We start from the raw sequence: 19,232 nt of genomic DNA, 5'->3' as shown, positions 1-19,232 counted from the left end.
AGACATTATTGCCGGTATAAGGCCTGCCTATAAAAAACGGCCTGCAGTAAGCAGACCGTTTCTTTTGTAAGACATCTTCCTGATCTTTATCCGGAAGCTAATCAATATTTCCTAACGGATTAGCGGCCACGCTGAAGTGCTTCGATACGCTCATCCAGTGGTGGGTGAGATGCAAACATAGCTGACATTCTGCCACCGGAGATAGCAAGAGCTGTCATTGAGCCTTTCATCATGCTTTCCTCACCAGACTCTGCTTTCAGGCGTTGCAGAGCAGAGATCATCGACTGACGATCCGCAAGGGTTGCGCCAGCGTGATCTGCTTTGAACTCACGCTTACGGCTGAACCAGGCAACAACAGCAGAAGCCAGAATGCCAAACAGGATATCCAGCACAATAGTCAGTACCATTTCGGCAACCCAGCCCAGGCCGCCTTCACCTTCTTCGTTGGCGGTGAACTGATCAATTGCGTAAACTACAACACGGGTTACAAACATAACAAAGGTGTTCACCACGCCTTGAATTAGCGCCAGAGTCACCATGTCACCATTGGCAACATGGCCGATCTCATGGGCCAGAACAGCGCGTACTTCATCAGGGCTCATGCGCTGTAGCAATCCGGCGCTAACCGATACCAAGGCATCATTTCGGTTCCAGCCCGTTGCAAAAGCATTCGATTCCATCGCTGGGAAAATACCCACGGTCGGCATCTTGATGCCTGCTTTTTGTGACAGTTCGGCAACCGTTTGCAGTAACCAGGCTTCGGTTTCATTACGGGGCTGATCAATAACCTGAGTACGGGTGCTCATTTTAGCGATGGTTTTAGACATAAACAGAGAGATCAGAGAGCCTGTCATGCCGAAAACACCGCAGAAGATCAGCAGGCTGGTCAGGTTGAGGCTGCCACCTGACTTATAGCTGCCTACCCCCAGTACGCTAAGAACGATACCCGCAATTACAAGTACAGCCAGGTTCGTTAAAAGGAATAGTCCGATACGCATCATTTTTGCGAATTCTCCATCAAGTTAATCAGCTTTTTAAATAATAGTTATACATTAAATTGGGTTGAAACGTCCGGTTGCAAGGTGCGTTCACATTTTAGTTGTTACGCAGCTGCCTTAGCCGGAGTTTCTTTGGGAACATTATTAAACCAATGTTGCCTTTTGATAGCGGTCACTTTTTTTGGTTCCATAGCCATTGAGCAAAAAAAGATATTTGTGAAAAAATACCCCGATTGAGTCGGGGTATCAGGTTCTTTGGATATCGTCCGGTTTTACTGGCTGTATTTGCTCAGAAAACGGTCGATGCGATTGATGGCATCTTCTAGCTGATCGACGTAAGGCAGTGAAACGATGCGGAAGTGATCAGGTTCCGGCCAGTTGAATGCGGTTCCTTGCACAATCAGCATTTTTTCCTGTTTGAGAAGGTCGAAAGCGAACTTCTCATCGTCATGGATATTAAAGCGCTTCACGTCCAGTTTAGGGAACAGGTAGAGTGCCCCTTTCGGCTTGACACAGCTGATGCCGGGGATATTGTCCAGCATCTCCCAGGCCAGGTCTCGCTGCTCTTTCAAGCGTCCGCCGGGCAGTATCAGGTCGTTAATGCTCTGGTAACCGCCAAGGGCTGTCTGAACCGCATGCTGAGCCGGAACATTGGCGCAAAGGCGCATGGACGAGAGCATACTCAGGCCTTCGATAAAATCTGAGGCATTGTGTTTATTGCCGCTGATAATCATCCAGCCGGACCGAAAACCAGCTACCCGGTAGGACTTTGATAGCCCGTTGAAGGTCAGAAACAGAACATCGTCTGCTAAACTGGCGATGGAAGTGTGCTTCTCTTCGTCGTAAAGGATTTTGTCGTAGATCTCATCCGCCAGAACGACCAGGTTGTGCTCCCGTGCCACTTCGATAATCTGCAGTAGCAGGGACTCGGGGTAGAGGGCTCCAGTAGGGTTGTTGGGATTGATGAGCACAATCCCTTTGGTGCGATCGGTGATTTTACTGCGAATATCCTCTATGTCCGGGTACCAGTCGGCTTGTTCATCGCAAATATAGTGTACGGCTTTGCCACCGGCCAGGCGGGTTGCTGCGGTCCACAGAGGGTAATCCGGAGCGGGGATCAGCAGCTCATCATCGTCATTCAGTAAACCCTGAGTTGCCATGACGATCAGTTCACTGACGCCGTTACCGAGGTAGATATCCTCAATGGAGACGTTGTCGATTTTTTTGCGCTGACACTCCTGCATTACTGCTTTACGGGCCGAGTACAAACCTTTGGATTCGCAGTAGCCCTGGGCATTGGGCAAGTTATAGAGTACATCCTGCAGAATCTCTTCCGGTGCCTCAAAGCCGAATGGGGCCGGGTTGCCGATATTCAGTTTAAGAATACGGTGACCTTCCTCTTCCATTCGTTTGGCTTCTTCAAGGACAGGTCCACGGATGTCGTAACATACATTGTTCAGTTTTGTGGACTTTTTGATGGTTTGCATACGGGTTCCGTTGTGCGGTAAGGGGTATAGGGTGGGGCAGTATTTGCCTCATTTTTTTAGAAAGAACCATATTAAATAATTTATCGGTCTTTGGTAAGACGATAAACAGATGAATAGCCTGACTAATGGGTTTTTTTTGCTAAGGTGATATGCTGTTTTGCTGATAAACTGAATTCAAACAATAAAAAGGACCGTTTTTATGTCAGGAAAACAATCTCATCAAGCTCAGTCGGCTCATTTAAATCAGGGAAATGAGGCGCTGGTCTTGCGTCAGGATAAAGACGGGGTTAGCTATCTGATGCTTAACCGGCCTAAGGCTTACAACGCGCTTTCACTGGGCTGCATGCAGGCGTTGGTTCATCAGCTGGGTCTTTTGGCGGATGATAAATCGATTAAAGTGATTGTTATCTCCGGTAGCGGTAAAGGGTTTTGCGCTGGCCATGACCTCAGAGAGATGAAAGAAGGGGGCACTGAGGCTTTTTATCAGGAAACCTTTTCCACCTGTGCAGACCTGATGGCGAAAATTCAATCTATTCCGCAGCCGGTGATCGCCAAGGTACATGGTATTGCCACGGCAGCGGGTTGTCAGTTAGTGGCAACCTGTGACCTGGCCTATGCCGCAGCGGACTCCCGATTTGCAACGCCGGGCGTTAATATCGGTCTTTTCTGCTCGACCCCTATGGTGGCTCTGACCCGTGCTGTGCACCCTAAGCAGGCGATGGCCATGCTATTGACCGGTGAAATGGTTTCGGCTGATAAAGCGGAACAGGTAGGCTTGATTAATGAGTCGGTTGCGCCGGAAGAACTGGATGCACGGGTTGATCAGGTGGCCCAGCTGATTGCGGCCAAATCCTCCTACACACTTAAGGTCGGTAAAGGAGCGTTTTATCAGCAGCGGGATATGACACAGAGCGAAGCTTATGACTATTGCAGTCGGGTGATGACAGAAAATATGCTGGCCCATGATGCACAGGAGGGGGTTGACGCTTTTTTGGGTAAGCGCCCCGCTTGCTGGCAGGGTCGGTAGTAGCTTTCTGCTGGGACTTGGTGTCCCGGGCCTGCCTGAGCGCAGGCCTACTCAGAGTGGTTCAGTCAGCCTGAACCACTTTATTTCGTCCGGTTTTTTTTGCCTCATAGAGAGAGTTGTCTACCCTGTGTAGTGCGTCATTAAAGGTTTCGCCCGGCTTTAATTCACCAACACCTATACTGACAGTGAAGCGTATAGGTTCATTATCGGTTGAAGCTACCCAGGATTGTTCACAATGCATACGGATACGTTCTGCGGCATGGCTTGCATTCTCCATATCTGATCCGGGTAGAATCGCCGTAAACTCTTCTCCACCATAACGGGTTAGTATATCCGTGTCGCGTAATTCATCCTTCATGATCTGACTGAAAGCCTGTAGTACCTGGTCACCGGTCAGATGTCCGTATGTGTCATTTATCCGCTTAAAGCGATCCAGATCCAGCATCAGAATGCTGACCATCGGTTGTTCCGACTTGCTCCAGGTTTTGCTCATCTCTTTTACGCGCTCCATCATAACCCGACGGTTCAGAAGACCTGTGAGAGGATCCCGGGTGGCCTGGCGATAAAGACGAAGCAGCATATGCAGCTGGGCCTGGTTAGCCCACAGGGCGATGACCAGAAGAACGCTGATTAACCAGAGGTCTTTAAAGCCTGACAGAGTAAAAAGAGTATCGTAATAAAAGTCATTGAAGAGCAGAGCAGCAATCAGTCCAATCCCCAGAAAGCTGGCTTCAATCAAGGTGAGGGGAAAAACGCTAAGTATGGCAACCAGAAGAAATGGGATAAAGCTGTAACCTATCAGGGTATCGTTACCTGATAACTGAAGCAGACAGACCGTATAGAAAAGTGCCGGGAAAATAATAAGTAATGTTAAACAAAGCAGTGAGTGCTGAAGGTTTCTCTTGCGGATATTGTTAACCAGAAGCAGCCCCAGCATTGCGATGGACAGTAGTAGCCTATAAATAGCGATGGCTCCAGCGTCATCAGGTGTCAATAGCAGATAATCTATAGGAATCCACAGAGGGGCAAAAATAGCAAAAATAAAGCCCAGGATATTAACACGGGTACGTATATATTCACTGCGGGTAGCATTGAAATCATCGGAATGAAAATGGTTGCTTAGAGTGTCAAACAGGTTGAGTTCAGATAACTTCCGATAGAGTCCTCCTGTTGCGTCATCCAGCGTTGACGCAGCAGAAGGCCTCTGGCGCCTGTCCTCTGATGGCGTTCTCTGATCTGAACTTGGTGTGGAGGGTTTAGACATAAATGGGCGTTTACCTTGAACTGTTTTTTATACGGTTGAGCAGGCTCTCTCTCAGGCAAGGTCTGGTAGACCTTGACTGAAGGTATTATGCCCGAAGATCTATAGGCTCAGTCGGTAGCGGGGACAGTGGTTTCAGTTTCATTCTCACTTTCATCCACAGGATCAGGGATATCTTCCGGCACCTCCAGAGACAGTCGACCCATGTGGCCACCCCGAAGGTCATTCAGCAATACTTCTGAGGCTTTATGCCAGTCGATCTGGCCTCCAGCCTTTAATCCGCCACGCTTACTGGCGATAAGTTCGAGTATAGCTTCCGGGGTTTCTGGTAATTTATTCATCTTGTAGCGGGATGATAAAGGCTGAGGGTAGCGTACCATAAGCTCTCCCGCCGCAAACATGGCGATGTCCAGATAGTCGATAGCCGTATTGCGGATAGCACCTGATGTTGCCAGACGGTAAGCGCTGTTCTGATCTTCAATACGGGGCCAAAGCACTCCGGGGGTGTCAATAATGGCAATACCGGATGGCAGTGCAATTTTTTGCTGGCGCTTGGTAACCGCAGGCTCATCTCCAACCTTAGCGACTTTTTTGCCTGCCAAGCTGTTAATCAAGGTCGATTTACCAACGTTAGGTATCCCCATCACCATAACCCGCACAGGCCGGTCTTTGCGTACCTGGCCAGCCATCTCTTTGACGATTTTTGGGATTTGTTTCAGGGTGCGGGACTCTGTCGTCGTGACCGTAATTGCCCGTGTTTCGTTCTGTTCTTCGAAGTGTCTGATCCAGCGTTTGGTAACAGTTGGATCAGCCAGGTCATCACGGCTCAGGATCTTCAGGCAGGGCTTGTTGCCGCGTAGCTCATTTAGCATGGGATTGGCGCTGGAGTAGGGTAGTCGAGCATCCAGCACTTCGATAATAACATCGATTTCAGGCAGAGCGTCTTTAATTTGCCGGCGTGCCTTATTCATATGTCCCGGATACCAACCTAACATCGCCATAGGGCTCTCCTGTCGCTCTGAACGCAACAAGCCGCTTCAGCATGAAGCGGCTTGATAAAGGGAAAAATTATAACAAGCAGGTAGGATTTTATCAGTAGTTTAATGCAAGAAAGCGTCAGACATCAGATTCTTTAATGGCAAAATCCAGAGATGCGGAGTTAACGCAGTAACGTAAGCCTGTGGGTTGGGGGCCATCGGGAAAGATATGACCTAAATGCGCATCACAGGCATTGCAGAGAATCTCTGTGCGTAACATGCCGTGGCTTTGGTCGGTACGCTCTTTGATCGCTTGATCATTAAGGCATTGCCAGAAGCTGGGCCAACCACTACCGGACTCGTACTTTGTATCTGAGTCAAAAAGCGGTGCTTTACAGCAGGCGCAAAGGTAAGTGCCCGTTTCATGATGATGGTAGTACTTTCCGCTGAAGGGAGGTTCCGTTCCGCCACAGCGGCAAATATCATACTGCTCTGAAGAAAGCTCCTGACGCCATTGCTGATCATCTTTTTGCAGTGGCGTATTTGATTCTTTAGTATCAGACATAGTGCTGCATCCTAAACAAGAGTTACTGAGCAGATTGGTTAATCATAAACCTGTTTTTTCTTCCACTGATCTTCTTCTTCTACCATTTTTTCCAGCTCTTTGGTCAGCTGGTCACCTTGTTGTCCTTCCAGGCGTTCCTGTTGTTCCTGTTTAGCCGCTGATTCTTCCAGCTCATCAACCCGTCTTTTGGTTGCCAGAATCTGATCGGTGTAATCGCCGCCCTGATTGTTTTTACCCATTTCACTAATAACGCGACGGTAATGCAGAGCCGCAATTTTATGCTTCATTTCACGCTCTGCTTTTTTACCGGCTGAGATATACACCTCAATAATCGTTTGCGTGAAAGCCTTTCTGAGCTGTTTCAGGAACCCCTGAGCCATCGCGTGGGATATCTTCTTTTCCTGATACTGAACCGATACATGCTTATGCAGCAGTTTCAGGTTGCGACGTACATTGTTGGCGGTCTGAATATCAGTGACAGGAACGGCGGAAACATTTTTATTTTTAGTGGCAAGTTCCAACATTTGCTTGGCATTTTCTAAATGCTTGGCAACTTTATCATCGGGGTCTGCTTCGTACTGTTGCTGGAATAACTCCACAACACTGCGGGACAGAAATATACGCATATTCTGGTCCAGGTAGTGTGCGGGAACCTCTTCCATTAAAAACATTAAGTTTCTGGCTCTGTCTCCCAAAGAGCGTAAATAGCGAATATGCTCGATGCGCTTCTTTTCTGCAGCCTGCTTCGAGTAGACAATAAATACGAGGCCCAGTGCTAATGAAAGCACAACGCCAAGAATGATCACTGATGACATTCCAGGTTCCCTTTATCCTGAGCTTGTAGTTTCTGATACCTGATAAGCTTTTCACTTGTGTAGCAAGTGTCCACTATTATTCACTATAAATGAAGATACAGCTTCATATATATAGTGACTATCGGCATGATCCGGAAAAACTTAAAACAGCAGTTGCAATACATCTTGATGAATAATAAGAAAAAAAAACCATCAGCGCGAATTTTAAAAAGATGATTCAAAGCCAAGGCTTTAGAGATGATTTAGCCTGAGTGCAAAGTAATGGAAGTTTCTGATAAGAAAAGAAAAAAGTGGTTGACACTCTCTTTGGTCGTCTATAAAATGCGCGCCATCCTTCGATGAGGGGTTATTTGCAAGACCACGTCCCATTCGTCTAGTGGCCTAGGACACCGCCCTTTCACGGCGGTAACAGGGGTTCGAACCCCCTATGGGACGCCATTTCTTGTTGCTGTTTACAGCATGTCGGCGTGAAACCGTATGTTGATAGTAAATAGTGTTGTGATGCGGGAATAGCTCAGTTGGTAGAGCACAACCTTGCCAAGGTTGGGGTCGCGAGTTCGAATCTCGTTTCCCGCTCCAATATTTGCTGATTTGGTCAAATGGTTAACTTGTTGTCGGTCTTATCGGGTGTCACCTTTTAAGTAAGGTATGTGTCCCATTCGTCTAGTGGCCTAGGACACCGCCCTTTCACGGCGGTAACAGGGGTTCGAACCCCCTATGGGACGCCATCTTCTTTTTAAGAAGATACTATTATTGTAAGCAATAATATTGTTACGCGGGAATAGCTCAGTTGGTAGAGCACAACCTTGCCAAGGTTGGGGTCGCGAGTTCGAATCTCGTTTCCCGCTCCAGATTTTAAAAGCCAGTTGCTTTATGTAACTGGCTTTTTTCGTTTTTCTTCTTTCTTTGATTTCTACTTCTGATCTATAGCAGGCCTGTTTTTTTCTCTTGTCAGTTATTTTATTTACCTTACGGTTGTAATCTCTCACAGAGCCCTTATATCTCTGCCACTGACTATACGGGCTTCCCGTATCGCTCCCTATTTCTGCAGGTTTAGCTTTTATGCCTGTCAGCGCACTGAATTTTCAAAAGGTGTTCTTAATGACCAAAGCACTCTCCATACGGGGCCTGAAAAAGGTGTACGGCAACGGTTTTGTTGCCCTGAAAGGTATTGACCTGGATGTTGAACAAGGGGATTTTTTTGCTCTGCTTGGGCCCAACGGCGCAGGCAAGTCCACGACTCTCGGCATTGTCAGCTCTCTGGTAAATAAGTCGGAAGGCAGCGTTTCGATTTTTGGTGTTGATATTGATAAGGATTTTTCCAAAGCGAAGCGTTTTCTGGGGGTTGTGCCTCAGGAATTTAATTTTAATCAATTTGAGAAGGTGAAGGATATTGTCCTGAGTCAGGCGGGTTATTACGGAATCCCGCGTGCAGAAGCCAAAGCTCGGACGGAGACGTTTCTGAAAGAGTTAGGCTTGTGGGATAAGCGCGATAATGCTGCGCGTATGTTGTCAGGCGGTATGAAGCGTCGACTTATGATTGCACGGGCTTTGATTCACAAGCCTCGCCTGCTGATTCTGGATGAGCCGACTGCCGGTGTTGATATTGAGCTGCGCCGTTCCATGTGGGAGTTCATCAAGAAGATCAACCGTGAGGAAGGCACCACAATTATCCTCACCACTCACTACCTGGAAGAGGCTGAAAGTCTGTGCCGTAATATCGCCATTATTGATCAGGGTGATATTGTGAAGAACACTACGATTAAAGCACTGCTGCAGCAACTGAATACCGAGGTCTTCATTATGGATACGGTAGAAACACTGACTCAGGCACCTCAGATTGAAGGCTTTGAAACCCAGCTGCTTGATGAGCGCAGTTTTGAGGTGGTGATGCAGCGTGGCCAGCACCTGAATGATGTGTTTGTTCAGTTGAACACGGTCGGTATTGGTATCAGCTCTATGCGAACCAAGTCGAACCGGCTTGAAGAGTTGTTTGTGGAGCTGGTGGAGCAGGATCGTAACAAACAGAATGCTGCAAATCAGAAGTCCGATCAAAAAGATAAGGTGTCTGCATAAATGAGTGTTCAGGAATATTGGATTGCGTTTACCACCATTCTCCAAAAAGAGATCAGCCGATTTACCCGTATCTGGGCTCAGACACTGCTGCCTCCAGCGATCACGATGACGCTTTATTTCGTCATCTTTGGTAATCTGATCGGTAGCCGGATTGGTGAGATGGGAGGCTTCTCCTATATGCAGTTTATTGTACCCGGTCTGATCATGATGTCGGTGATTACTAATTCCTACTCCAACGTGGTGTCATCCTTTTATGGTGCACGTTTTCAGAAGAGTATTGAGGAGTTGCTGGTTTCCCCGACGCCAAACTGGATCATTTTGACTGGCTTTGTACTGGGAGGTGTCGCACGGGGTCTGACTGTAGGTTTTATCGTAACAATCCTCTCCCTGTTCTTTACAGACCTGCATCTGCACAACATTTGGATCACTATTCTGGTGGTGCTGATGACTTCTATTTTGTTTGCCCTGGGCGGTTTTGCGAACGCCATGTTTGCCCGCAGTTTCGATGATATCTCCATCGTACCGACCTTTATTCTGACGCCGCTGACTTATCTGGGAGGGGTGTTTTACTCCATCTCTTTGCTGCCGGACTTTTGGCAGGGTGTTTCCATGCTGAACCCGATTCTCTACATGGTGAACACCTTCCGTTACGGCATTCTTGGTGTGTCGGATATTGATGTGGTCTACGCTCTGTCCGCCGTTACTGTCTTTATTGTGGCGATGTTTACCCTCTGTCTGACTCTGCTCAATAAAGGTAAAGGAATCCGGAGTTAAATGATGAGTGATTCAGAACAAGTGCATAGGCATGAGAAAGCCAGTCCAGAGGCTTCTCAATTGGGTAGGAAAACCCAGTATGTGGATCAGTATGATGCTAGTCTGCTTTTTCCGATTCCCCGCCAGCCGAAACGTGATGAGATCGCTCTTGAGCAGCTAGGGGTTGAAGAGGGGCGCTTGCCCTTCTTTGGTCAGGATATCTGGAACGCCTTTGAACTGTCATGGTTGAACGCCAAGGGCAAGCCGGAAGTCGCGATTGCAGTATTCCGTATTCCGGCGGATTCGGAAAATATTATTGAGTCCAAATCCTTCAAGCTTTATCTCAATTCCTTTAACCAGACTAGGTTATCAGGTCGTCAGGAGCTTCAGTCGATTCTGGAAAAGGACCTGTCAGCGGCTGCTGGAGGGCTGGTGGTTGTGGAGTTACATGATCTGGATGGTGCAACAGCACTTCAGGTTGTCGAGCCCAAAGGCCGCTGTATCGATGGTCTGGATATTGAGGTCAGTCATTACCATCCGGAGCCTACGCTACTGAGGAATCAGAGTGACCTCATTGTTGAGGAGACACTTTACAGCCATCTGCTACGCTCTAACTGTCCGGTAACCGGTCAGCCGGACTGGGCAACGGTTGAGATCAGTTATATTGGTAAGAAGATCGATAAAGCAGGGCTTCTGGCTTATATTGTCTCTTTCCGTCAGCACAATGATTTCCACGAACAGTGTGTTGAGCGTATGTTTGTGGATCTCAGTCAGCGCTGCAAACCGGAAGAGTTGACGGTGGTCGCACGTTATACCCGCCGGGGTGGTCTGGATATTAATCCGTGGCGTTCTTCGAATCGCCCGGATTTGGAAAATCGGCGTTTTGTCCGACAATAGTTCTGTTGGCGTTAAGATGCAGGAAAGGCCGGTAATTTAAAGAATAAAATCTTTTTACCGGCATTTTGTATTTTTCTGGTATTTGTATCCTGTGCCTGGGGCACCCCGAAAGAAATTATTCCAGTTTATCTGTTTGAGGACGGGCTTCCTGGTGTACCTGCTCTTCGGGTTCCGAGGTGGCTGCGGCCTCTGATGCTTCTGGCTTGGCTTCTGCAGATTGACCGATTAATGCGTCATGTTCTTCTTTCAGCTGTATTATGTCCTGTTCATGCTGCTCTTTATAACGGCTTAATAATACCTTGGCCTTTGTCAGCTGGTCGCGGTAATGCATTATTTTCTCTTCGACAGCAGCGGCTTCTTTGCGACTCAGCTTAATATATTCCTCTAAGTCGAGTAGCGAGCTATTCTGTTGCTCTGCGATGTCAGCGGTACTCTCGGCGTTGGCTGGGTTTTCAAGCAACCCTTCGATCAGTTTGCGTAAATTTGCCGTTAGCAAAAGCTTCTCATTGAGCATATTTCGCAGTTCACTAATCTCCCCGGTAACTTTGACAGAGTCTTCTTCGCTTAAATTGGGACTAACCGGAATAAAACCCTCCCCCTCCATTTTTGGCGATTGATCCGTTGATGCTTCCAGTGAGGCTGATGGTTGTATTTCTTCTTCCGGGGCGAGTGCCTGGGAGTCATGTTCTTCCGGCATATTGATGGAGGGACCGGCTTCATGGCTTTCCGTCATTGCGGCGATTGGAGGTGGTACAGTATCTGACTCACTCTGATCTTCGCCGCGAAGAATACGGATCTGTTTTTTCAGAAAGCGGGTATGTAAAAAGAGAAAGAATATGCCTCCTGCCAGCAGCAGGAAGAGCTGTATAATACCAACAAGTGCCAAAGTGGACAGAACCATGTCAATGTTTCCTTAAAGACTCAGATCTTGGCATCATAACCTGTATTGCTGGTAAGCTCTATGCTGGTTTTAATGGCTTGAAAATAAGCCAGAATACAACTTATCAGAGTGGTTATTGTCACTTTATGGACGCTTTATACCAGTAGGATGTATGCATCTATTGGGTCGAAAAATGAGGTTTATATGCAAGCTGATACTTTACTTTTAAATCGAAATTCTCATCCTAAGCTGGCCGGTGAACTGCCAGATGCTGACACGCTGGAGTTTATCTATCAGGCTGCCTTACGGGCCCCTGATCATGGCTGTATCCGTCCATGGCGCTTTATCGAATTTTCCGGTGCCGGGCGCGAACGTCTGGGGGAGATCTTTTTTCGTGGGCTGATGGCTCGTAACCCGCAGGCAGATGAAACCCAGCAAAATAAGGTGCGCATGATGACATTAAGAGCGCCTTTGATTATCGCTGTAATCGCTAAGGTTACAGAGGACCACCCGAAAGTTCCCGTTATTGAACAGGTGCTTTCTGCCGGAGCAGCTGCACAGAACATGGTGCTGGCGGCTTACGCAAAGAATTTGGGGGCGATCTGGCGTACCGGTGATGTGGCGTTTGATCCTGTCGTGAATCAGGAGCTGGGTCTTGAAGGTGAAGATCAGATCGTTGGTTATCTCTACATTGGTGATGTGGAAGGCCGTAATAAACCTCTTCCTGAGCACAATACTGAAGATTTTGTCGAGCGCTGGAATTGATATCGGGCCTCTTCAAAGAAAGATAATACAGTGACAAAACAGGAGTGAGCAGTGCATCAGGTTCGGGTTGATCAATTTTTAGACCATGTAAAAGCATCTATTCCTCTGGTAAATCATCTGGGGCTGAACCGGGTAACCTTTGAGAACAATGAAGTGTGTTTTCATGTTTCCCTGTCACCTAACCTGAATGATAAAGGCACAGGGTTTGGCGGTTCGATCAGTAGCCTTTGCACATTGGCGGGCTGGGCACTGACAACTCTGCTTTTGATAGAAGCAGATCTTGAGCGAAGTGCTGTGGTTAAAACCGGCACGATCGATTTTTTTGCTCCCGTGACTTCTGATTTTGTTGTCCGTTGCTTTTGTCCTGACCCGGAGGGTAGTGCTGCCTTGATAGATCAGGTGCAAAGCAAAGGGCGGGGCCGCTTGCCTATAGTGGCAGAAATCAGTCAGGGTAATGTGCTTGCCGTTCGTTATACAGGTGATTATGTCGCACTGGATAGCTGAGGTTTTGCATAGAGCCAGTGCTGGTTTTATTGATGGGTAAGTGCTTGAGATTTATAAAAAAGTTATAAAAAAACTTAAAAAAGTCTTGCTCTGGGTAGAGCGCATCCCTATAATACGCGCCATCTGTTGAGCGACTGTAGTTGTTCAGCCAAGATATTGTGGAGAGGTGGCCGAGTGGTCGAAGGCGCACGCCTGGAAAGTGTGTATACCGCAAGGTATCGAGGGTTCGAACCCCTCCCTCTCCGCCACGAATTCTAAAGCCCGCTAACTCAATGAGTTAGCGGGCTTTTTCGTTTTTGATATTCTTAGATACAACCACCTATTCTCATATCTATTCCCACCTATTCTGTTTGATCTGTTGTCCACAATAGCTATGTGTTCGTAATAATTATGCTTTCTTAGCAGGCCTCTTCAAGCGAACTGTCATGGTTTATATGCTTAGTTAACAGCAAAGTCATAATCAACTGCTAAGCTTTATAAGAGCTTTGGTTTGCAATGCTATTTTTTAGATATAGTGAATATACCTTGCCTCCACAATGTTATGTATTTTGATGGTGTTGACTACGAACCTGACTGCGCTAAATACGATTCTGACCCTGCGTAGTGAATAATCCTGATTGCTAATGAGATCCCTATCTATGAAAACATGGTCGTTACGAAATAAACTGCTTTTGTTCTCTTTGCTACTGCTTGCACTCGCTTTAGGTGGACTGTCATGGGTTGCCAGTAGCGGTATGAAGCATACTTCTGATGAGGTTGTCAGTCAGATTTCGGCATCCAGTCGTGAGCGGGTTTTCAGCATTCTCAGACAGGCTTCATACAGTGTCAGTACTGAGGTCAGCAGCTACATGAACCGGGCCTTTGATACGCCGGTTACAATGAACCGAATTGTTAGCGCAGGCCTGGATGATCCCGGTAAGCGGATGAGTCGTGATGAGGTCCAGATAATGGTACGCCAGGCTCTTGAGGCGAATCCTCTGGTCAGTTCCTCTTATATTCAGTTTGAGAAAAATGGTTACGGTGATGATGATGCCGAAATGCTTGGAACAGGCGATCACACCACGGTGATAGGGACTTTGGAGACTTATTGGGTTCGTGAGGCCGGTGCGTTGACGCACTACGTCACTGATGAGCCGGATTCTAAGTATTCGGAGACGCTCAATGATTTAGGGGACCGGGAGTCTGAATGGTATCTGTGTAGTTACGAAACCAATAAGCCATGCATCGTAGAGCCTTACCTTTATGAGATAGAGCCCGGTAATGAAGTCCTGATGACAAGCTTGGTAACACCTCTGGTGCGTAAAGGGCAGTTTGTCGGGGTTGCTGGCTCAGATATTAACTTGCCTGTTTTACAGAAAATGATGGAAGAGATGTCTTCAACGTTATTTGATGGACGGGCGCAACTGCACCTGATCACAGCTAAGGGACGCATTGTGGCCAGTAGCGAGTATGCTGATAAGCTTTCTCGCCCGCTTACGGAAGCCAGTCAAGGTTTCTCAGATGCTATTCAAGGGAAAAATGGTGAAATTTTCAGGTATAACCAGTTATTAATTGCAGATCAGCCGGTTCATATTGAAGCACCGGATACTCAATGGAGACTGATATTAACGGTGCCTGAATCTGTGGCTTTTGCCGGAGTTAATCAGCTTAAAGCCGACCTGCTGGAAGATGTACGTAATACCCAAGGAACCTTGCTGGTATTTTCATTGGTCATTATTGGCTTAGCTGTAGCGGCCATCATTATTTTTGTTGGTACGATTACGCGTCCTTTGAATCAGATGCGTGAGCGTGTTCTTAACCTTAGTAGTGCTGATGGTGATCTGACACAGACACTTAAGGTTGAAAACCATCGGGAATTGATTGAAATAGGCCAGGGGATTAACCAGTTTATTGCTAAGCTTCGGGATATGATTCTTGCGTTACAGGAGCAAAGCTTGCAGGTGCAGAAACAAACAAACCTGCTGAGTGAAGCCACGACCATCACCTCAGAGACCATCGCCCGGCAAACCGCTGAAACGGATAGTGTGGCCACTGCAATGGAGGAGATGGCCTCAACCAGTGCTGAAGTTGCGCGCCTTGCTTCCACCAGTGCTGAAGGTACTCAGGTTTCAGAGAAAATTCTGCAAAGCACTCAGGCAAGCTTTGATCACAGCGTTGAACAGGTGCAGACCATTGCTCAGGCTATGGCTGAGAATAGTCAGCGTATCGCCAAAGTATCAGCCCGGAGTGATGATATTAACCAGATCGTAAATACCATCTCGGATATTGCTGAGCAGACAAACTTACTTGCCCTGAATGCGGCGATTGAAGCAGCCCGTGCCGGAGATCAGGGACGTGGCTTTGCTGTTGTAGCTGATGAGGTTCGTACGCTCGCTGCGAATACTCAGAAGTCTACAGAAGAAATCAATGAGCTGGTGAAACGCTTACAAAGCAACGTTGCTGAAGCAGTAGAGCAGATTGAAGCAAATAAGAGCCGCTCAGAAGAAACGACCCAAAGTATTGCTGAGAGTGTTGATAGCCTGAAAGAGCTGGCTACTCAGGTTAATCTCATTGCTGACAATACGGTACAGGTGGCGTCGGCAGCTGAAGAGCAAAGCCAGGTGAATCACGAAATCAGCCAAAGTGTTGTCGGCATAGGTGACACAGCGAAGGAGCTGAACGATCAGGCCCATATGATTGATGGTGTCCGGCAGGAGCTGACCCAGGTTGTTGGTTTGCTGGATGAGCAGCTGAGCCGTCTTAAGGTGTAGTACTTCTCCACCAGCACACGCTGTCTGAAATAACGCTGTTTAGGTAATCTGTGTTTAAAAGCGCCCTCAATTTGCTGGTTACTCAGCTTTGAGGGTTTTTTTGTGGCTACTCTTGCATACTGAGATTGCTGTTACTGATAGCTAAAGGGGTTCTGCAGCACCCTCAGCAGCTCATTGATAAGTGTCATATCGCCTTTTCCAGCCTGCTCAATTGCTTCCTGAGCCATATGATTCCTGAGCAGGTAAACCGGATTTGCCTTTTGCATTTTAGCCAGGCGCTCCGTTTCCGGTTGTTGGTCTTCTGTGACCCTCTGGTGGTATTGCCTCAGCCAAAGCTCAAAAGCTGATGGGTAGGTACAGATCTTAGCCAGCTTATTCTGTTGCTCGCGAGCTGGTACTTCACTAAGCAGGCGAAAAAAGAGGGTTATATCGGTTTTTTGAGCCTCCAGCAGACGCCAGAGACCTTCGATCAGCTGGCTATCATCGGCATCTTTTCGTTGCTGTACAGAAGATTGCTGACCGACAGACTGTTGTTCATATATCTGCAGGCCTAAACGCTGTCGCATCAGTGTCAGGTATTCCTGCTGATAGAGCTTTGAGAAGTGCCGCACCTCATTTTCCAGTAATGACTGAGCCGTTTTTTCATCATTGGATACCATGGGCATAAAACACTGAGCCAAACAGAGCAGGTTCCACTGCATGGCGTCCGGCTGACGCTTAAAAGCGAAGCGCCCCTGATAGTCAGAGTGATTACTTACCTGGCCAGCTTTATAAGTATCCATAAACTGAAAGGGGCCGTAGTCGAATGTTTCACCGATAATTGACATGTTGTCGGTGTTCATCACGCCGTGTACAAAGCCATAGGCCTGCCAGTGGGCGATCAGGGTCGCGTTACGGAGAATCACCTCCCGGATCAGTGCAAGCGGGGGGTTATCAGTTTCGACTGACTTGGGGAAATAACGATGGATCACGTAGTTCGTCAGCTGGGTGAGTTCGTCGAATTTACGGTTGTGGTAAAGGTGTTCAAAGTGGCCGAATCGGATATGACAGGGGGTCACCCGCAGTAGTGTTGCGCAAGGCTGATGAAGGCCTTCTCGCAATACGGTATCCGTGGAGCCCACAATACAGAGCGCTTCAGTGGTTGGGATACCCAGCCCTGCCATGGCTGCACTGGCCAGATACTCCCGAATACTGGATCGTAAAACAGCCCGACCATCCCCAAACCGGGAGTAAGCAGTTTTACCCGCACCCTTCAGATGAATATCCCTCAATATGCCATCCGGCCCGAGATGTTCACCCAGCAACAAACCTCGGCCATCTCCCAGTTGCGGATTGTAGACCCCAAACTGGTGCCCTGTGTATTTCATTGCCAGAGGCTTACTGCCCTTGAACAGCTTCTGACCACAGGCAAACTCTGCCAGCTCCTGAGGGTTAAGGGAGCTTAGATCCAGCCCCAGCTTTTGCGCCACATCGTGATTGACGCTAACCAACCATGGATTATTGAGTGGTGATGGTGCCAGAGACTGATAATGATGGTCTGGCAACTGCCGGTAATGACAGGTCAGCTGTAGTTGATTCAGAGGAGTGGCGGTGTTCGGCTGAGAGCCTGTGGGAATGCTCAAAATGCTGCTCTCTCTGAATAGGCTAAGTTTATATCATAGTTTTTTAGTCGGAATTGTCTATCCAAAGGGCTTGCAGGTCGCCTCAGTTAAAAAAATACCTCTCAAAGTCTATACCCGTTGCCTGGTTTTTAGGCCTATAATCGATGTCCTAAAAATTTGCCGCACTGCATCATAGACCACTGATGAGCCTGTCTTTCAGACACTTTATTCAGAGTGCGTGCAATCAGTGGTCGTGGCTGCAGCTAATAATAAGATAACAATCAAGAAGGCCCCCAATGACCGAACTGCTGCATACCATCCTGCTGGCGCTGGCTTTTCTGGCGCTACTAGGTGTTGTTTTTGAAGAAGTAATCCATATCAATAAAGCCAAGGTAACGCTGTTTCTGGGAACTGTTTCCTGGTTATTGATGTTTATCTTCTCCGAGAGCGATGCGGGCCTTGTCCGCATTGAAGAAGGGTTGTCTGAGAGCATATCTGAGATTGCCGAACTCTGGCTATTTCTGGTCGCTGCGATGACCTTTGTTGCCTACCTAAACAAAAAAGGCCTGATTCAAAACCTGATCTATCTGTTTTTACCCTCGCGTATCTCAGAAAAGATGCTGCTGGTACTCACCGGTCTGTTCTGTTTTGTCTTCTCCTCCATTGCGGATAACATCACAGCCACCCTGGTATCTGCTGCACTGATACTCTCCCTCAATCTTGAGGCGAAAAAGACCCTGCGTTTTGCTGCGCTGGTAGTTTTTGCGGTGAACTCCGGTGGTGTTGCGCTGATTACCGGTGACGTAACCACTCTGATGATTTTCCTATCAGGTCATGTCGGTGTACTGCAGCTACTGTACCTGTCGCTGCCTGCGCTGCTGGGTGTGATCGCACTGACCCTTATGCTCTCTTTCGGCCTTAAAGGTAATGTCGTCATTGAGAAGAGGATGACTCCAATCCGCAAGGTAGACCTGATCATCGCAGTGATATTTTTAAGCACTATTTTACTCACCATTGTCTTCAATGCCTTGTTTCATATTCCGCCAATGCTGACCTTCCTAGCTGGTATGTCACTGATGTTTCTGGTGGCCCGCTTTTTTGAAGATGACGATGAAGACCCGATTATGGATTACATCCGGGTGATTGAGTTTGAAACGCTGCTTTTCTTCTTAGGGATTTTGCTGCTGGTGGGAATGCTGAAAGAGATCGGTGTCCTGGAATCCTTAGTGAGCCTCTACGAACTGATGCCACCGGTGTTGGCGAACTATATGATGGGCGTCTTATCGGCAGGTATTGATAACGTACCGTTAACGGCGGCTGTGCTGAAGTCTGGTATCGATATGACCACCCAGGAATGGATGGGTCTGACGTACGCCGTTGGTGTCGGTGGGTCTTTGCTGGTAATTGGTTCCGCCGCCGGTATCGTCATGATGAGCAAAATTGGTGCCCTGACCTTTGGTCGTTATGTGCGCTTTATTCTGCCACTGCTGATCGCCTATACCATAGGTTATGCTGGAGCTTGGGTGCTGGGGCAATGGATGTTCTGATGCTGAAAGTTCCGTCTAATGTGTAGGGTGTGCATCATATCTTAGGGGGCAAATGGATTGCAGGAAAAACCGATAAGATAAAAAAGCCGGTATTCCTCTGCAGGAAACCGGCTAAAAAGTGAGCATAAATGCTCGACCCATTCCGAATGTACACTCACCCGATGAGAGATTGGTTTCAGGTGAGTGACGATGACTTAGACGCCTGTATGGTAGAAAGTTCCTGGCTTTTTATTTCTTAAAATCTATTTTGTTCATAAAAACCATAGATGGGATTTGTCGGGCGAAAAGCAGAAAAATGCTGTGATGATCATGACTTAGGCGGCGAGTTT

At 47.7% G+C, this 19,232-nt stretch carries 16 protein-coding genes and 5 tRNA genes; 13 read left to right on the top strand and 8 right to left on the bottom strand.

What is annotated here, in order from left to right; genetic code table 11:
- Nucleotides 1-119: 119 nt before the first annotated feature.
- Together htpX and ACN0R8_RS11145 are read right to left on the bottom strand one after the other, a co-directional pair.
- The gene (htpX, locus tag ACN0R8_RS11150; RefSeq protein ID WP_417597402.1) at nucleotides 120-1,001 is read right to left on the bottom strand and encodes a protease HtpX; all 882 of its coding nucleotides are present in this window, start codon (nucleotides 999-1,001) and stop codon (nucleotides 120-122) included.
- A gap of 269 nt (nucleotides 1,002-1,270) precedes the next feature.
- Complete coding sequence (locus tag ACN0R8_RS11145) at nucleotides 1,271-2,485, bottom strand: pyridoxal phosphate-dependent aminotransferase (protein WP_417597400.1); 1,215 nt, start codon at nucleotides 2,483-2,485, stop codon at nucleotides 1,271-1,273.
- 199 nt (nucleotides 2,486-2,684) lie between these two features.
- On the opposite strand from ACN0R8_RS11145, the gene ACN0R8_RS11140 reads away from it, so the two are divergent.
- Complete coding sequence (locus tag ACN0R8_RS11140; RefSeq protein WP_417597398.1) at nucleotides 2,685-3,512, top strand: enoyl-CoA hydratase; 828 nt, start codon at nucleotides 2,685-2,687, stop codon at nucleotides 3,510-3,512.
- A gap of 61 nt (nucleotides 3,513-3,573) precedes the next feature.
- On the opposite strand, the gene ACN0R8_RS11135 is transcribed toward ACN0R8_RS11140, so the two are convergent.
- From ACN0R8_RS11135 to ACN0R8_RS11120, 4 genes are all read right to left on the bottom strand, one after another.
- On the bottom strand, nucleotides 3,574-4,776 hold the full coding sequence (locus ACN0R8_RS11135) for a GGDEF domain-containing protein (protein WP_417597396.1): 1,203 nt from the start codon (nucleotides 4,774-4,776) through the stop codon (nucleotides 3,574-3,576).
- Nucleotides 4,777-4,883: 107 nt separating this feature from the next.
- Nucleotides 4,884-5,768 carry a ribosome biogenesis GTPase YlqF gene (gene ylqF / locus ACN0R8_RS11130; protein WP_417597687.1) on the bottom strand — a complete coding sequence of 295 codons (885 nt, stop codon included), beginning with the start codon at nucleotides 5,766-5,768 and terminating at the stop codon, nucleotides 4,884-4,886.
- A gap of 121 nt (nucleotides 5,769-5,889) precedes the next feature.
- A complete protein-coding gene (gene msrB / locus ACN0R8_RS11125) occupies nucleotides 5,890-6,315 on the bottom strand; it encodes a peptide-methionine (R)-S-oxide reductase MsrB (protein WP_417597394.1) in 426 nt (141 codons plus the stop codon).
- A gap of 38 nt (nucleotides 6,316-6,353) precedes the next feature.
- A complete protein-coding gene (locus tag ACN0R8_RS11120; RefSeq protein ID WP_417597392.1) occupies nucleotides 6,354-7,130 on the bottom strand; it encodes a hypothetical protein in 777 nt (258 codons plus the stop codon).
- Nucleotides 7,131-7,492: 362 nt separating this feature from the next.
- Here ACN0R8_RS11120 and ACN0R8_RS11115 point away from each other — a divergent pair.
- The 7 genes from ACN0R8_RS11115 (at nucleotide 7,493) to queF (ending at nucleotide 10,856) form a co-directional block, all read left to right on the top strand.
- A tRNA-Glu gene (locus tag ACN0R8_RS11115) sits at nucleotides 7,493-7,568 on the top strand.
- Nucleotides 7,569-7,633: 65 nt separating this feature from the next.
- Nucleotides 7,634-7,709 (top strand) — tRNA-Gly (locus ACN0R8_RS11110).
- Nucleotides 7,710-7,782: 73 nt separating this feature from the next.
- A tRNA-Glu gene (locus ACN0R8_RS11105) sits at nucleotides 7,783-7,858 on the top strand.
- A gap of 47 nt (nucleotides 7,859-7,905) precedes the next feature.
- Nucleotides 7,906-7,981: transfer RNA gene (locus tag ACN0R8_RS11100), tRNA-Gly, on the top strand.
- Between the two features lie 250 nt (nucleotides 7,982-8,231).
- On the top strand, nucleotides 8,232-9,206 hold the full coding sequence (locus ACN0R8_RS11095) for an ABC transporter ATP-binding protein (RefSeq protein WP_417597390.1): 975 nt from the start codon (nucleotides 8,232-8,234) through the stop codon (nucleotides 9,204-9,206).
- A complete protein-coding gene (locus ACN0R8_RS11090) occupies nucleotides 9,207-9,980 on the top strand; it encodes an ABC transporter permease (RefSeq protein ID WP_417597387.1) in 774 nt (257 codons plus the stop codon).
- Between the two features lie 3 nt (nucleotides 9,981-9,983).
- Nucleotides 9,984-10,856 carry an NADPH-dependent 7-cyano-7-deazaguanine reductase QueF gene (queF, locus tag ACN0R8_RS11085; RefSeq protein ID WP_417597385.1) on the top strand — a complete coding sequence of 291 codons (873 nt, stop codon included), beginning with the start codon at nucleotides 9,984-9,986 and terminating at the stop codon, nucleotides 10,854-10,856.
- 115 nt (nucleotides 10,857-10,971) lie between these two features.
- Here queF and ACN0R8_RS11080 read toward each other — a convergent pair whose 3' ends face one another.
- On the bottom strand, nucleotides 10,972-11,757 hold the full coding sequence (locus tag ACN0R8_RS11080) for a hypothetical protein (protein ID WP_417597383.1): 786 nt from the start codon (nucleotides 11,755-11,757) through the stop codon (nucleotides 10,972-10,974).
- Between the two features lie 183 nt (nucleotides 11,758-11,940).
- Between ACN0R8_RS11080 and ACN0R8_RS11075 the strand changes: the two genes are divergently transcribed.
- The 4 genes from ACN0R8_RS11075 to ACN0R8_RS11060 all read left to right on the top strand — a co-directional run bounded on the left by ACN0R8_RS11075 (nucleotide 11,941) and on the right by ACN0R8_RS11060 (nucleotide 15,755).
- Complete coding sequence (locus ACN0R8_RS11075; RefSeq protein WP_417597381.1) at nucleotides 11,941-12,501, top strand: nitroreductase; 561 nt, start codon at nucleotides 11,941-11,943, stop codon at nucleotides 12,499-12,501.
- A gap of 51 nt (nucleotides 12,502-12,552) precedes the next feature.
- Entirely contained in the window at nucleotides 12,553-13,005 is a 453-nt protein-coding gene (locus ACN0R8_RS11070) for a YiiD C-terminal domain-containing protein (protein ID WP_417597379.1), read from the top strand.
- A gap of 160 nt (nucleotides 13,006-13,165) precedes the next feature.
- Nucleotides 13,166-13,253: transfer RNA gene (locus tag ACN0R8_RS11065), tRNA-Ser, on the top strand.
- Between the two features lie 390 nt (nucleotides 13,254-13,643).
- Entirely contained in the window at nucleotides 13,644-15,755 is a 2,112-nt protein-coding gene (locus ACN0R8_RS11060) for a methyl-accepting chemotaxis protein (RefSeq protein WP_417597377.1), read from the top strand.
- 131 nt (nucleotides 15,756-15,886) lie between these two features.
- On the opposite strand, the gene ACN0R8_RS11055 is transcribed toward ACN0R8_RS11060, so the two are convergent.
- A complete protein-coding gene (locus ACN0R8_RS11055; protein WP_417597375.1) occupies nucleotides 15,887-17,377 on the bottom strand; it encodes a protein adenylyltransferase SelO in 1,491 nt (496 codons plus the stop codon).
- A 275-nt stretch (nucleotides 17,378-17,652) separates the two neighbouring features.
- Between ACN0R8_RS11055 and nhaD the strand changes: the two genes are divergently transcribed.
- Nucleotides 17,653-18,903 (top strand): sodium:proton antiporter NhaD, encoded by a 1,251-nt coding sequence (nhaD, locus tag ACN0R8_RS11050; RefSeq protein ID WP_417597373.1) that lies wholly within the window; start codon nucleotides 17,653-17,655, stop codon nucleotides 18,901-18,903.
- The last annotated feature ends 329 nt before the right edge of the window (nucleotides 18,904-19,232 follow it).

The organism is Oceanospirillum sp., from assembly GCF_048265165.1.
Taxonomy (GTDB): domain Bacteria; phylum Pseudomonadota; class Gammaproteobacteria; order Pseudomonadales; family Halomonadaceae; genus Oceanospirillum.
This window is presented reverse-complemented; position numbering and strand designations above follow the sequence as displayed.